Here is a 12237-nt window from a genome sequence, read left to right as displayed (position 1 = left end):
CGAGCGGGTCTTTCCGCATATACCGTGTGCCGCGCCTCACTCAGAGGCGTGGGGTCGTGGTCCTAGATGCTCCGCGAACCGCTGCCGCGGCGCAGTCCCGCCACGAGACCGACACCCACGATCGCCAGGACGACCTGCATCACGAGCTCGATCCAGTCGATGCCCGGAGTGGTCTCAACGCCCAGAACCTGCGCGATGAGGGTGCCCAGCAGGGCAGCCACGATGCCGACGACGACGGTGAGGATCCACCCGATGGCCTGCCTGCCCGGAAGCAGCAGACGGCCGACGGCGCCGACGACGGCGCCGATGACGATCGCGCCAAGGATGGACTGGATTGTCATGATACGAAACCTCCCCATGAGGGTGAGCCGTTCACTCTCTCACGGTGAGATCAGTACCCAGGCCCGCACGATTATGCGTAGAAATTACGTTGGCCCTGGTCAGACCCCAGTAGAACCCGGTCCGTGTGTTCTCCCGGTGCTCATCCGCGACACCAGCAGCACCCCGGCGATGGCGAGCACCAACTGAAGGATGTGCTCGATCCAGTCGATGCCTTTGGTGTCGGCCCAGCCGGCGAGTTGGGCGATGAGCGTGCCGAGCAGAGCGGCCACGATGCCGACGATGAGCGTCAGCCCGATGCTCATGTTCTGCTTGCCGGGAACGATGAGTCTCGCCAACGCGCCGATGATGGCACCGATGACGACGGCAGAGACGATGGCGCCGATCATGTGTACTCCCCCCGAGACGTTCACATGCCATAAGGGGACGTACCCGGCATAATCCCGCGCTACCCCCGCCGAGAGGCGACGGTCCGTACCGCGCCAGTGACGGACCGTCGCCTCGGTCGGCGCGGCGGGCGTGGGGGCGGCGCCCGCCGGGGGCGCCGCTCGGTCGGCGACCCGTCAGAAGACGCCTTCAGAGGTGGACAGGTTGACGACGAGCGCGGTGGCGATGGCGGCGACGCCCTCGCCCCGGCCGGTGAGGCCGAGCCCGTCGGTGGTGGTGGCGCTGACGCTCACGGGCGCGCCGATGGCGGCCGACAGCGTCTTCTCGGCCTCGGCGCGGCGTGGCGCGAGCTTGGGCCGGTTGCCGATGACCTGGAGCGCGACGTTGCCGATCTCGAACCCGGCGGCGCGCACCTGGCGGGCGGTCTCCTCCAGCAGGACGGTGCCCGAGGCGCCCGCCCAACGGGGGTCGGCGGTGCCGAACAGGCCGCCCAGGTCGCCGAGCCCGGCGGCGGACAGCAGCGCGTCGCAGGCCGCGTGCGCGGCGGCGTCGCCGTCGGAGTGGCCCGCGAGGCCCGTCTGACCCGGCCAGTGCAGGCCGGCGAGGTGCAGCTCGCGCCCGGATGCGAACGGGTGGACGTCGACTCCGACGCCCACCCGGGGGATGCTCGTGCTCAGGAGTTGAGGACCTCGTCGAGCAGGGCCTCAGCCTTGTCCTCGTTGGTCTTCTCGGCGAGCGCGAGCTCGCTCACCAGGATCTGGCGCGCCTTGGCGAGCATGCGCTTCTCACCGGCGGACAGGCCGCGCTCGCGGTCCCTCCGCCACAGGTCGCGGACCACCTCGGCGACCTTGTTCACGTCCCCCGACGCGAGCTTCTCGAGATTGGCCTTGTAGCGACGGGACCAGTTGGTCGGCTCCTCCGTGTGCGGCATCCGGAGGACGTCGAAAACCCGCTCGAGGCCTTCCTGGCCTACAACATCACGCACGCCGACGAGTTCGGCGTTTTCGGCTGGCACCTGGACGGTAAGGTCGCCCTTGTCGACCTTGAGCACCAGGTAGGTCTTTTCCTCACCCTTGATGGATCGCTTGGTGATTGCCTCGATCCGAGCAGCCCCATGGTGGGGGTAGACGACAGTGTCGCCGACCTGGAAAGTCATGTGACAAGTACCCCTTCCGCTGTACTCCAGGGTACCACGCGTTCACAGCCTCCCGGAACAGTGAAATCACCATAACTGCAGGTCAAAGCCGCATATTAGGGGTTGACAACCCGTCAACTGTATGAATCGCATATGCCCGCACGGCTAATGACCTGCGGGGGCGCGGGAATGACCATGGAATCGATCGATATGGTAGGCGCTGCACCATCATGCATGCGCGATACAAGGAGAACCCGCCCGTGACCAGCCGTCGCTGGATTGTCGCCACCGCCGCGCTCCTGGCAGCTCCCGTTCTTGCCGGCTGCTCGGCTGGATTCGGCGCCAACACCGCCAAACCGTACGCACCCAACGAGGCAGGCGTCCTCATCGAGCAGGGCAAGTACGGCTCGCGTGGCATCCAGATCCCCCAGGCGTTCGTCCTCGGGCCCGACTCGGGGGCCCAGCTCGCGTGGCGCGGCTCCGCCCCGATCTACCTCAACATCCTCAACACCGCCGGCGCGCCCGACACCCTCACGGCGGTCTCCGCGGGGTCGCTCGGCAACGTGAAGGTGGCCACGCCGATCCAGCTCCCCAGCAACCAGCTCGTCAACACCGGCAAGCCGACGCCGCAGCTCATCCTGGAGGGCCTCTCCAAGAGCCTCAGGGGCGGCGAGACCGTCAAGCTGGACCTCACCTTCGCCAACGCCGGCCTCGTGTCCCTGAACGTGCCTGTGGTCACGCGCAGCCGCGAGTTCAAGGACTACCCGCCGGCCCCCGGCGCCACGGCGGCCCCCACGCCCACGCCGACGCCCTCCGCCACGGAGAGCGAAGCCGCCCACTGACCGTCCGCGGCGCCGGTCCGCGCCGACGCTCCACAACGAGAGACCCCGGTCCGCGCCGCGAGGCGGGCCGGGGTTTTCCATGCGCCCGATGACGGGCGCGGACTGCGGGCGCGGACCGTGGGCGCGCCGCCGGGCGTGTCGCCGTGGCCCGAGGCCACCCGCGCCCGCTCAGGAGTCGGTGGCCGCTCAGGAGTCGGTGGCGTCGAACTTGTAGCCGAGCCCCCGCACCGTCAGGATGCAGCGCGGGTTGGACGGGTCCGCCTCGATCTTCGCGCGCAGCCGCTTGACGTGCACGTCCAGGGTCTTGGTGTCGCCCACGTAGTCGGCGCCCCAGACCCGGTCGATGAGCTGTCCGCGCGTGAGCACGCGGCCGGCGTTGCGCAGCAGCACCTCCAGCAGCTCGAACTCCTTCAGCGGAAGCTGCACCTGCTCGCCCCGCACCGCGACGACGTGCCGGTCGACGTCCATGCGGACCGGGCCGACCGCGAGGACCGCGGTCTCCAGCTCCTCCACGGGGTCGCCCTGCCGACGCAGGACGGCGCGGATGCGCGCCACGAGCTCCCGCGAGGAGAACGGCTTGGTGACGTAGTCGTCGGCGCCCAGCTCCAGGCCCACGACCTTGTCGATCTCGCTGTCCTTGGCCGTCAGCATGATGACCGGCACCTTGGAGCGCTGCCGCAGCGAGCGGCACACCTCGGTGCCGGGCAGGCCGGGCAGCATGAGGTCCAGCAGCACCAGGTCGGCGCCGTTGCGGTCGAACGTCTCGAGCGCCTCGGGGCCGGTCGCCGCGATGGAGACCTCGAACCCCTCCTTGCGCAGCATGTAGGACAGCGCGTCGGAGAAGGACTCCTCGTCCTCCACCACCAGTACTCGGGTCATCGGGCCGCCTCCAGGGGGTTAGCGGTTGGTACGGGCACTGCCGTGCCGCCGAAGGCGGGCAGCCGCAGCGTGAACGTGGAGCCGGAGCCTTCCTTGCTCCAGACCGAGACCTCGCCGGCGTGCGCGGCGGCGACGTGCTTGACGATCGCCAGGCCGAGGCCGGTGCCGCCGGTCGCGCGCGACCTGGCCGCGTCGACGCGGAAGAAGCGCTCGAAGATGCGCTCCAGCGACTCCTCGGGGATGCCGATGCCCTGGTCGCTGACGCTGATCTCGACCGAGTCGCCGGCCGGTCTGACGCTGACGACCACGCGGGTGTGCTCGGGGCTGTAGGCGATGGCGTTGTCGATGAGGTTGCGCAGGGCGGTGACGAGCAGCTCGTCGTCGCCCCAGGCGCGCAGCCCCTCGGCGCCGCCGGTGACGAGGGTGATGTCCTTGGCGCTGGCGCGGGTGTTGCAGTGGTCGATGGCGTCGTGCACGGCCTCGTCGACGACCACCTGGCCGGGGGTGGGGATGGGCTCGGCGCCCTGGATGCGGCTCAGCGTGATGAGGTCCTGGACGAGGTAGGTGAGCCGGGCCGCCTCGTGCTGCATGCGGCCGGCGAACCGGGTGACCGCCACCGGGTCGTCGGCGGCGTCCTGGACGGTCTCGGCGAGCAGGCTCAGAGCCCCCACGGGGGTCTTGAGCTCGTGGCTGACGTTGGCGACGAAGTCGCGGCGCACGGCCTCGACCCGGCGCCGCTCGGTCTGGTCCTCGGCGAGCACCAGCACCTGGCCGTAGGAGCCGAGAGGCGCCACACGGACCGCGAAGCTGGTGGTCTCCTGGCCGAACTTGTGGCCGGCCACGTCGATCTCGGTCTCCCGGATCTCACCGTCCCTGCGTACCTGCCGGGCCAGGGCGAGCAGCTCGGCGGCCATCAGCCTGTCGCCCTTGACCAGCCCGAACGCGCGCGCGGCGGAGCTGGCGCGCAGCACCCGGTCGTGCGCGTCGAGGACGACGGCCGAGGAGGGCAGGACGGCCAGCACCGACGCCACGCCCTGCGGCAGCGCGCCCGGGTCGGGCGCCTCAGGCTCGGCGGCTCGACGCGGCGCCTCGATCTGGTTGCGATAGAACAAGATCGCGAAGGCCCCTACGACGAAGCCCGCCAGGGCCGCGAAGCTCATGGCCATCTCACTCATGCCTTCGATGGTAGGCGGCCGACTTCCGGCGACAGACCTTCCACCTGGGCATGAACACCGCTTTCCCGGAAAGTTCATCTGACGGTAGGGGTTCGTTCATCAACGCGCACATACGGTGACGGCATGCGCGACGCGTACCATGAGGAACTTGACTCCCTGACTGACAAGCTCGTCGAGATGACCAGGCTTGTCCGCTCGGCCATCTCCCGGGCCACGACCGCCCTGCTGGACTCCGACCTCCAGCTCGCGGAGAGCGTCATCTCCCGCGACCAGGAGGTGAACGCCATCTTCGAGGACGTCGAGGCGTCGATCTTCGAGCTGATGGCCCGCCAGCAACCGGTCGCGGTGGACCTCCGGATGGTCATCACCGCGCTGCGCATGGGCACCGACCTGGAGCGCATGGGCGACCTGGCGGTCCACGTGGCCAAGGTGGCGCGGCTGCGCCACCCCGAGTCGGCCATCCCGGCCGAGGCGCGCTCCACGATCGTGGAGATGGGGCAGATCGCCGAGAACCTGGTCACCAAGGCCGGGAGCTGCATCGCCTCCCGCGACGTCGACGCGGCGCTGGAGCTGGACCAGGACGACGACGCCATGGACAAGCTGCACCGCAGGTTGTTCCGGACGATCCTGGCCAAGGACTGGGCGCACGGCGTGGAGCCGGCGATCGACATCACGCTCATCGGCCGTTACTACGAGAGGTACGCCGACCACGCGGTGCGCGTCGCGGGGGCCGTGGTCTACCTGGTGACGGGCTCGCGTCCGGCCTGAGCCCATCCGCTGGAGTGCCGGCCCGCCGAGCGGGCCGGCACCTTTTTTCTGCGGTGAGCCGGTCTCAGCGGCCCTGGTTCTCTGCGGTGAGCCGGTCTCAGCGGCCCTGGTTGGCGACGGCCGTGATGGCCGCCGCGGCCGCGTCGGGGTCGAGGTACTCGCCGCCCCGGCGCAGCGGCCGGAACGACTCGTCCAGCTCGTAGCGCAGCGGGATGCCCGTGGGGATGTTGAGGCCGGCGATCTCCTCGTCGCCGATGCCGTCGAGGTGCTTGACCAGCGCGCGCAGGGAGTTGCCGTGCGCGGCCACGAGCACCGTGCGGCCGGCCGCCAGGTCGGGGACGATCGCGTCGTACCAGTACGGCAGCATCCGGTCCACGACGTCCTTCAGGCACTCCGTGCGGGGCATGAGCTCCGGCGGCAGCAGCGCGTAGCGGGGGTCGCCGGCCTGGGAGTACTCGTCGTCGTCGGCGATCGGGGGCGGCGGCACGTCGTAGGAGCGGCGCCACAGCATGAACTGCTCCTCGCCGAACTCCTCGCGCGTCTGCGCCTTGTTCTTGCCCTGCAGGGCGCCGTAGTGGCGCTCGTTGAGCCGCCAGGAGCGGCGCACCGGCAGCCAGAGCAGGTCGGCCTCGCCGAGCGCGAACTGGGCCGTCTGGATGGCCCTGGTCAGCAGGCTGGTGTGGACCACGTCGGGCCGCAGCCCGGCCTCCACCAGCAGCCTGCCGCCCCGGCGGGCCTCGTCCTCGCCCTTGGCCGACAGGCTGACGTCCACCCAGCCGGTGAACAGGCCCTTAGCGTTCCAGTCGCTCTCGCCGTGCCGCAGCAGCACCAAAGTCGCCATGCCGCCAATCCTAGGGGCCCCGCCGGAACCCCACCGGGTCAGGTCCGCACCTGGTCCGGGTCGGCGAATCGGGCGAACGCCTGGAGGTTGGCCAGCGACTCCCCCCGCCTGGCCCGCCACTCCCACTCGCGCCGGATCGACGAGGCGAAGCCCAGCTCCAGCGCCCGGTCGAACCAGTCGTCGGAGTAGGTCAGCACGCAGCCGAGGACGCGGTCCACCTCCTCCTCGCTGACGGCCGTGAGCGGCACCCGGCCCACGAGGTAGACGTCGCCCACGGGGTCGACGGAGAAGTGCACGCCGTACATGCCGCCGTTGCGGCCGAGGAGCCACTTGTAGAACTCGGCGTGGTTCTCGTCGGGCTGGCGGCAGAAGAACGCCTCGACGTGCAGCGCCTGCTCGCCGACGATCAGCCAGGTCATGGTGGCCAGCTTGTGCTGGCCGGGCAGCTTCACCAGGAAGGCTCCGGGCCGGGGCTCGTCATAGGAGACGTCCGCGGCCTTGAGCGCGGCTTCGACGACATCGCGCATGCCGTACACCCTATGAGTTGACGGCCAGGGGCACCGAGTGGAGATGGCCGACGGCTTCGGCGTAGACGTCCCTGAGGCGGGAGCCGGTGGCCTGCCAGCCGAAGGCGGCGGCGTGCGTGCGCGCGCCCGCCGACAGGCCCTCGCGCCAGCGCGGCGAGGTCAGGAAGCGGCGCAGGGTGCGCGCCCACTCGTGCGAGTCGTGGCCGTCCACGAGGACGCCGGACACCCCGTCGCGTACGGCCGTGCGCAGCCCGCCGACGGCAGCCGCCGCGACGGGCGTGCCGCATGCCTGCGACTCCAGCGCGACCAGCCCGAACGACTCGCTGTAGGAGGGCACGACGGTGACGTCGGCGGCGCGGTACCAGTCGGCCAGCTCATGCTGCGGCGCGGGCGGCACGAGCCGCACCACGTCGGCGATGCCCAGCTCCGCGGCCAGCTCGGTGAGGATCGAGGGCCTGGCCAGCCCGTTGCCGGAGGGGCCGCCCACGCAGGCGACGACGAGGCGCTCGCGCAGCGACGGGTCCTCGATGAGCATGCGGGAGGCGGCGCGCAGCAGCACGTCGGGGGCCTTCAGCGGCTGGATGCGGCCGACGAACAGCAGGACGTGGGCGTCCTGCGGCAGGCCGAGCCGGTGGCGGGAGGCGCCATTGGAGGCCGGCTGGAAGACGGTGAGGTTGACGCCGGGGTTCACGACGGCGACCCGGTCCTCGGGGGCGCCGTACAGCTCGACGAGCTCGTGGGCCTCGTCCGCGGTGTTGGCGACGAGGCGGTCGGCGATGTCCACGACCTGCTGCTCGCCGACGACGCGGGCCTGCGGCTCCGGCTTGTCGCCGCGGGCCAGCAGGCGGTTCTTGACCTTGGCCATGGTGTGCATGGTGTGGACGAGGGGCACGCCCCAGCGCTCCTTGGCCAGCCAGCCGACCTGGCCCGACAGCCAGTAGTGGGAGTGGATGACGTCGTAGCGGCCCGGGTCGTACATGGCCTCGGTGCGCAGGACGCCGGACAGGAACGCGCAGAGCTGGGCCGGCATGTCGGCCCGGTCGAGCTCCTCGTACGGGCCCGCGGTGAGGTGGCGGACGAGGACGCCGGGGGCGAGCTCGGCCACGGGTGGCAGGTCACCGGCGGTGGCGCGGGTGAAGATGTCCACCTCCACGCCGAGCTGGGCGAGCCGCTTGGCGGACTCGACGATGTACACGTTCATGCCGCCGGCGTCGCCCGTGCCGGGCTGCTCCAGCGGTGACGTGTGCATGCTGATCGTCGCGACCCGGTTGACCGGCCGTCGCCTCACCCGACATCACCTCCAAAAGGCAAGTAACCAGCCGGGTCTTTCCGGCATTCCCGACATGTGGTCACAGCAGGGAGTCGTGAAGGGGGCTGGCAGGATGTGGCCCATGAGGAGAACGGCTGTGGTGACCGGTGCGAGCAGCGGCATCGGCGAGGCGACGGCGCGGCGGCTGGCCGCGGAGGGCTACGACGTGGTGGCGGGCGCCCGGCGGCGCGAGCGGCTGGAGCGGCTGTCCGAAGAGGTGCCCTCCATCAGGCCCGTCACACTCGACGTGACCTCTCAGGAGTCGGTGGACGAGCTGGCCGCCTCGCTGGAGCGCTGCGACGTGCTCGTCAACAACGCGGGCGGCGCCCTCGGCATGGAGAGCGTCGCCGAGGCGCGGCTCGACGACTGGCAGAGCATGTACGACACGAACGTGCTCGGCACGCTGCGCGTGACCCAGGCGCTGCTGCCCAAGCTGGTCGAGTCGGGTGACGGCGTGCTCGTGCTGCTCACCTCGACCGCCGGGCTGACGCCGTACGAGGGCGGCGGCGGGTACGTCGCGGCCAAGCACGCCCAGTCGTCCATGGCCGGCACGCTCCGGCTGGAGCTGGTCGGGCAGCCGGTACGGGTGGTGGAGATCGCCCCCGGCATGGTGCGGACCGAGGGGTTCGCGGTGACCCGGTTCCGTGGTGACGAGGCCGCCGCCTCCCGGGTGTACCAGGGCGTGCCCGACCCGCTGGGCGCGGACGACGTGGCCGACGCGATCGTCTGGTGCGTCACCCGGCCCGCCCACGTCAACATCGACCGGATCGTCATACGTCCCCGCGCGCAGGCCGCCCAGCACAAGGTCCACCGCGTCGGTGGCTAGGCCGGCCGGCTCGGCGGGCAGGCCGGCCGGCTCGGCGGGCAGGCCGGTCGGCTCGATCACCCGGGGCACGACCGGGCAGAACCGGCTGCGGCGGGCCGACCGGTGGATCGCCGCGGCGCACGGCGGCCTGCTCCGCGCCGCCGAGCGGCCCCTGGTCGTGGACCTGGGCTACGGCGCGTCCCACGTGACGACGCTGGAGCTGTTCACGCGGCTGCGCCGGGTGCGGCCCGACGTCGAGGTCACGGGCATCGAGATCGACCCGGCGCGGGTCGCGCTGGCCAAGCCGTACGAGCGGCCGGGGCTGAGCTTCGCGCTCGGCGGGTTCGAGCTGCCCGTGGCGCGCCCGCCGATCCTGGTGCGCGCCTTCAACGTGCTGCGCCAGTACGACGAGGCGGAGGCGTGGCACTACTGGGACCTGCTGCGCGGCCGGCTCGCCCCCGGGGGCGTCCTGGTGGAGGGCACCTCGTCCGAGGTCGGCCACCGCGCGGTCTGGGCCGGGCTGAGCGCCGAGGGCCCGCGCACGCTGACGCTGTCGGCCCGGTTCGACGCCTTCGAACGGCCCTCCGACCTGGCCGACCGGCTGCCCAAGACGCTCATCCACCGCAACGTCCCGGGTGAGCGCATCCATGCCTTCCTGCGCGACTTCGACCACGCCTGGGCGGTCTGCGCGCCGTACGGAGTGCACGGGCTGCGTCAGCGGTGGCTGGCGGCGGTGGGCATGCTGAGCCGGACGTGGCCCATCCCGCGCGCTGCGCCGCTGGGCGGGGCGGCGCGGTGGCGGCTGGGCGAGGTCACGCTGCCGTGGCAGGCCGTCGCGCCCGTGACGGGCCCCCGCTGACCGCCTCCGCATGATCCTTGCCGGCGGGTGAGAAGATCGTCGACCGGTGTGCCGGAGGTCTCACGACATCGGATGCGTGCTCGACAGGTCGTAGTACTACGCTGGAGAGTGTGAAGGGTCTCGGCGAGCTGGAACGCAGCATCATGGACATCCTCTGGGCGCAGAGCGGGGCGCTGACCGCCCGCGAGGTGGGCCGGCTCATCGCCGACCGCGACCTCGCCCCCACCACGGTCATGACCGTTCTCGACCGTCTCACCCGCAAGGGGTTCCTTCAGCGCACCCGTGACGGCAGGGCTTGGCGCTACGAACCGGCGGCGACCCGCGACGCGTACGTCGCGGAGCTTATGCTGGAGGCGCTCGACATGACGGGCGACCGCTCGGCCGCCCTCGCCCGCTTCGCCCAGGCCGTGTCCGGCCCGGAGGCGGAGATCCTGCGAAGAGCCCTCACGGAGCTGGAGGACGAGTGACCACGGCAGCGGTGCTGGCAGCGCTCGCCACGGCGTGCGCGCTCGGCTCCTGGCGTTTCACCACGGCCCGCTGGACCTCGCGGGCCCCCAGGACGGCGATCCTCCTCTGGCAGGCCCTGGGCGTGTCCTGGGGCATGGCCACCACCGGCTCGATGCTGGCCTTCGCCGTCCAGCCGTACGGCGAGGGCGTGCTGCACGGGCTGGTCTCCTTCGCCGCCGGCCGGTCCCCGCGCGAGGCGTGGGACCCGCTGCACGTGGTGGCGATGATCGCCGGCCTCACCGCGCTGGCCGTGCTGGTCGCGGTGCTGCTCACCGCGGGTGTGCAGGCGCTGCGGGCCCGCCGCCGGCACCGCATGCTGCTGGCCCTGATCTCCCACGACGACCCGGTGCTGCCCGGCGTCCGCGTGCTCGACCACCCCAGCGCCGCCGCCTACTGCGTGCCGGGCCTGCGCTCGCAGGTGGTCGTCAGCCAGGGCGCGCTGAGCCTGCTGTCGAAGGACGAGATGGCCGCGGTGCTCGCCCACGAGGCGGCCCACGTGCGCGAGCGGCACGACCTGGTGCTGCTGCCGTTCGGTGCGCTGCGCAGGGCGCTGCCCTGGTCGAAGGTCGTCTGCGACGCGCAGGCCCAGGTGGAGCTGCTCATCGAGATGGCCGCCGACGACCGCGCCCGGCGCTACTGCTCGCCGCGCCGGCTCGCGACCGCGCTGCTCAGGTTCGGTACGGCCGGGGCGATGCCGACGCCGAGCGGCATGCTGGGCGTCGGCGCCCAGAACCTCATGGCCCGGGTCGACCGGCTGCTCAAGCCGGTGCCGGAGCTCCCGGCGAGTCTCCGCTACGGCGCCGTCGCGCTGTCCGTGACGTTGGTCACGTCCGCTCCGCTCCTGTGGATCTACCAGCTCTAGTGCTTGCTGGTGTTAGCCACTTCGTTTGCAATTGCAAGCAGGGTGACGCACAATAGAGGCATGGCACTACCGAAGGTCGGTTCGATCGGCGAGTACATCCGCGAGCAGAGGACGCAGGCGAAGATCTCGATGCGTCAGCTCGCCGCGGCGGCGGGGGTCTCCAACCCCTACCTCAGCCAGATCGAGCGCGGCCTGCGCAAGCCGAGCGCGGAGATCCTCAACCAGATCGCCAAGGGCCTGCACATCTCCGCCCAGGCGCTCTACGTGCAGGCCGGCCTCATCGAGGACCGTGAGACCCCGAGCGACGTCGTCACCGCCATCAGGGCCGACACGCATCTCACCGAGCGGCAACGCCAGGTGCTGATTGATATCTATGAGTCGTTCCGCAAGGAGAAGCGCGCCGGAGATGAGCAGACCTCCCAGAAAGCTCATCCCCGGAGCGGCTCCGTCACGGACGACGAGCAGCCGCTGCCGGAGGAGCTTCTCGCCGCTCTTGAGCCCTACGCGGCATCCACCGACAACGGCACCGTCAACCAGGAAACCAAGGAAGGTTAACCCATGACGCTCGCCACCGAGGTCAAGAAGCTCACCGAGTCCAAGCCGTTCTACGCCGTCGCGGGCGTCGGCGACTACGCCGTCGAGAAGCTGCGCGAGCTCCCCGAGCAGCTCCAGAAGCTGCAGGCGCGCCGGCCCGAGCTCGGCAAGGACCTGCCCGAGCTGGCTCGCACCTACGCCGACAAGGCGGAGGGCTTCGCCAAGGAGCTGCCGGAGAAGGCCCGCGGCTACGCCGACCAGCTCACCCAGCGCGCCACCGTGGCCTACGAGGACTTCGCCTCCCGTGGCCGCAAGGCCGTCAGCAAGGTGAGCGGCGAGGCCGCGCTGGAGCTGGAGGAGGTGTCGGAGGCCGCCGAGCCGCCCGTCGCCACCCCGGTCACCCCGGCCCGCAAGACCCGCACCACCCCCAAGGCCAAGTCCTGACGCCTGCCGCCTGAGGCCCGTCCC

At 71.2% G+C, this 12237-nt stretch carries 17 protein-coding genes; 8 read left to right on the top strand and 9 right to left on the bottom strand.

What is annotated here, in order from left to right; genetic code table 11:
- Nucleotides 1–62: 62 nt before the first annotated feature.
- The 4 genes from ACIBG4_RS22230 to ACIBG4_RS22215 form a co-directional block, all read right to left on the bottom strand.
- Nucleotides 63–341, bottom strand: a complete 279-nt coding sequence (locus ACIBG4_RS22230; RefSeq protein WP_310706884.1) for a GlsB/YeaQ/YmgE family stress response membrane protein — start codon at nt 339–341, stop codon at nt 63–65.
- 99 nt (nt 342–440) lie between these two features.
- Nucleotides 441–728 carry a GlsB/YeaQ/YmgE family stress response membrane protein gene (locus ACIBG4_RS22225; protein ID WP_310706885.1) on the bottom strand — a complete coding sequence of 96 codons (288 nt, stop codon included), beginning with the start codon at nt 726–728 and terminating at the stop codon, nt 441–443.
- 174 nt (nt 729–902) lie between these two features.
- On the bottom strand, nt 903–1382 hold the full coding sequence (ispF, locus tag ACIBG4_RS22220; RefSeq protein ID WP_310706886.1) for a 2-C-methyl-D-erythritol 2,4-cyclodiphosphate synthase: 480 nt from the start codon (nt 1380–1382) through the stop codon (nt 903–905).
- Nucleotides 1383–1399: 17 nt separating this feature from the next.
- A complete protein-coding gene (locus ACIBG4_RS22215; RefSeq protein ID WP_043624891.1) occupies nt 1400–1882 on the bottom strand; it encodes a CarD family transcriptional regulator in 483 nt (160 codons plus the stop codon).
- A gap of 239 nt (nt 1883–2121) precedes the next feature.
- Here ACIBG4_RS22215 and ACIBG4_RS22210 point away from each other — a divergent pair, with 239 nt between their 5' ends.
- Nucleotides 2122–2703, top strand: a complete 582-nt coding sequence (locus tag ACIBG4_RS22210) for a copper chaperone PCu(A)C (RefSeq protein WP_397203395.1) — start codon at nt 2122–2124, stop codon at nt 2701–2703.
- Nucleotides 2704–2889: 186 nt separating this feature from the next.
- On the opposite strand, the gene ACIBG4_RS22205 is transcribed toward ACIBG4_RS22210, so the two are convergent.
- Both ACIBG4_RS22205 and ACIBG4_RS22200 read right to left on the bottom strand, forming a co-directional pair.
- Entirely contained in the window at nt 2890–3582 is a 693-nt protein-coding gene (locus tag ACIBG4_RS22205) for a response regulator transcription factor (RefSeq protein WP_310706888.1), read from the bottom strand.
- Nucleotides 3579–4748, bottom strand: coding sequence for an ATP-binding protein (locus ACIBG4_RS22200; RefSeq protein ID WP_310707513.1), 1170 nt, complete (start codon nt 4746–4748; stop codon nt 3579–3581). Before ACIBG4_RS22200 ends, ACIBG4_RS22205 begins: the two co-directional genes overlap by 4 nt.
- A 132-nt stretch (nt 4749–4880) precedes the next feature.
- On the opposite strand from ACIBG4_RS22200, the gene phoU reads away from it, so the two are divergent.
- Nucleotides 4881–5525, top strand: coding sequence for a phosphate signaling complex protein PhoU (phoU, locus tag ACIBG4_RS22195; protein ID WP_397203394.1), 645 nt, complete (start codon nt 4881–4883; stop codon nt 5523–5525).
- A 97-nt stretch (nt 5526–5622) separates the two neighbouring features.
- On the opposite strand, the gene ACIBG4_RS22190 is transcribed toward phoU, so the two are convergent.
- Genes ACIBG4_RS22190 through mshA form a run of 3 tightly spaced genes read right to left on the bottom strand, consistent with a single transcriptional unit; the run spans nt 5623 to nt 8181 of the window.
- Complete coding sequence (locus ACIBG4_RS22190; RefSeq protein WP_397203393.1) at nt 5623–6366, bottom strand: phosphoglyceromutase; 744 nt, start codon at nt 6364–6366, stop codon at nt 5623–5625.
- A gap of 38 nt (nt 6367–6404) precedes the next feature.
- The gene (locus ACIBG4_RS22185) at nt 6405–6893 is read right to left on the bottom strand and encodes a YbjN domain-containing protein (RefSeq protein ID WP_397203391.1); all 489 of its coding nucleotides are present in this window, start codon (nt 6891–6893) and stop codon (nt 6405–6407) included.
- 10 nt (nt 6894–6903) lie between these two features.
- A complete protein-coding gene (mshA, locus tag ACIBG4_RS22180) occupies nt 6904–8181 on the bottom strand; it encodes a D-inositol-3-phosphate glycosyltransferase (RefSeq protein ID WP_397203390.1) in 1278 nt (425 codons plus the stop codon).
- A gap of 103 nt (nt 8182–8284) precedes the next feature.
- Between mshA and ACIBG4_RS22175 the strand changes: the two genes are divergently transcribed.
- From ACIBG4_RS22175 to ACIBG4_RS22150, 6 genes are all read left to right on the top strand, one after another.
- The gene (locus tag ACIBG4_RS22175) at nt 8285–9028 is read left to right on the top strand and encodes an SDR family NAD(P)-dependent oxidoreductase (protein ID WP_310706892.1); all 744 of its coding nucleotides are present in this window, start codon (nt 8285–8287) and stop codon (nt 9026–9028) included.
- A complete protein-coding gene (locus tag ACIBG4_RS22170) occupies nt 9021–9866 on the top strand; it encodes a class I SAM-dependent methyltransferase (protein WP_397203388.1) in 846 nt (281 codons plus the stop codon). The genes ACIBG4_RS22175 and ACIBG4_RS22170 overlap by 8 nt, the downstream gene beginning before the upstream one ends.
- Nucleotides 9867–9976: 110 nt before the next feature.
- Complete coding sequence (locus ACIBG4_RS22165) at nt 9977–10333, top strand: BlaI/MecI/CopY family transcriptional regulator (RefSeq protein ID WP_310706894.1); 357 nt, start codon at nt 9977–9979, stop codon at nt 10331–10333.
- Nucleotides 10330–11235 carry a M56 family metallopeptidase gene (locus ACIBG4_RS22160; protein ID WP_355435223.1) on the top strand — a complete coding sequence of 302 codons (906 nt, stop codon included), beginning with the start codon at nt 10330–10332 and terminating at the stop codon, nt 11233–11235. Before ACIBG4_RS22165 ends, ACIBG4_RS22160 begins: the two co-directional genes overlap by 4 nt.
- A gap of 60 nt (nt 11236–11295) precedes the next feature.
- Nucleotides 11296–11790, top strand: a complete 495-nt coding sequence (locus ACIBG4_RS22155) for a helix-turn-helix transcriptional regulator (RefSeq protein WP_310706896.1) — start codon at nt 11296–11298, stop codon at nt 11788–11790.
- Nucleotides 11791–11793: 3 nt separating this feature from the next.
- Nucleotides 11794–12213 carry a hypothetical protein gene (locus tag ACIBG4_RS22150; protein ID WP_310706897.1) on the top strand — a complete coding sequence of 140 codons (420 nt, stop codon included), beginning with the start codon at nt 11794–11796 and terminating at the stop codon, nt 12211–12213.
- The last annotated feature ends 24 nt before the right edge of the window (nt 12214–12237 follow it).

This window comes from Nonomuraea sp. NPDC050383 (assembly GCF_044459125.1).
Taxonomy (GTDB): domain Bacteria; phylum Actinomycetota; class Actinomycetes; order Streptosporangiales; family Streptosporangiaceae; genus Nonomuraea.
Note: the sequence above shows the minus strand (reverse complement) of the source record. Positions and strands in the feature narration are given on the sequence as shown.

Coding starts and splice junctions, on each gene's coding strand:
- ACIBG4_RS22230 (WP_310706884.1), bottom strand. CDS start 341: ATGACAATCCAGTCCATCCTTGGCGCGATCGTCATCGGCGCCGTCGTC.
- ACIBG4_RS22175 (WP_310706892.1), top strand. CDS start 8,285: ATGAGGAGAACGGCTGTGGTGACCGGTGCGAGCAGCGGCATCGGCGAG.
- ACIBG4_RS22200 (WP_310707513.1), bottom strand. CDS start 4,748: ATGGCCATGAGCTTCGCGGCCCTGGCGGGCTTCGTCGTAGGGGCCTTC.
- phoU (WP_397203394.1), top strand. CDS start 4,881: ATGCGCGACGCGTACCATGAGGAACTTGACTCCCTGACTGACAAGCTC.
- ACIBG4_RS22190 (WP_397203393.1), bottom strand. CDS start 6,366: ATGGCGACTTTGGTGCTGCTGCGGCACGGCGAGAGCGACTGGAACGCT.
- ACIBG4_RS22205 (WP_310706888.1), bottom strand. CDS start 3,582: ATGACCCGAGTACTGGTGGTGGAGGACGAGGAGTCCTTCTCCGACGCG.
- ACIBG4_RS22185 (WP_397203391.1), bottom strand. CDS start 6,893: ATGCGCGATGTCGTCGAAGCCGCGCTCAAGGCCGCGGACGTCTCCTAT.
- ACIBG4_RS22155 (WP_310706896.1), top strand. CDS start 11,296: ATGGCACTACCGAAGGTCGGTTCGATCGGCGAGTACATCCGCGAGCAG.
- ACIBG4_RS22225 (WP_310706885.1), bottom strand. CDS start 728: ATGATCGGCGCCATCGTCTCTGCCGTCGTCATCGGTGCCATCATCGGC.
- ACIBG4_RS22150 (WP_310706897.1), top strand. CDS start 11,794: ATGACGCTCGCCACCGAGGTCAAGAAGCTCACCGAGTCCAAGCCGTTC.
- ACIBG4_RS22215 (WP_043624891.1), bottom strand. CDS start 1,882: ATGACTTTCCAGGTCGGCGACACTGTCGTCTACCCCCACCATGGGGCT.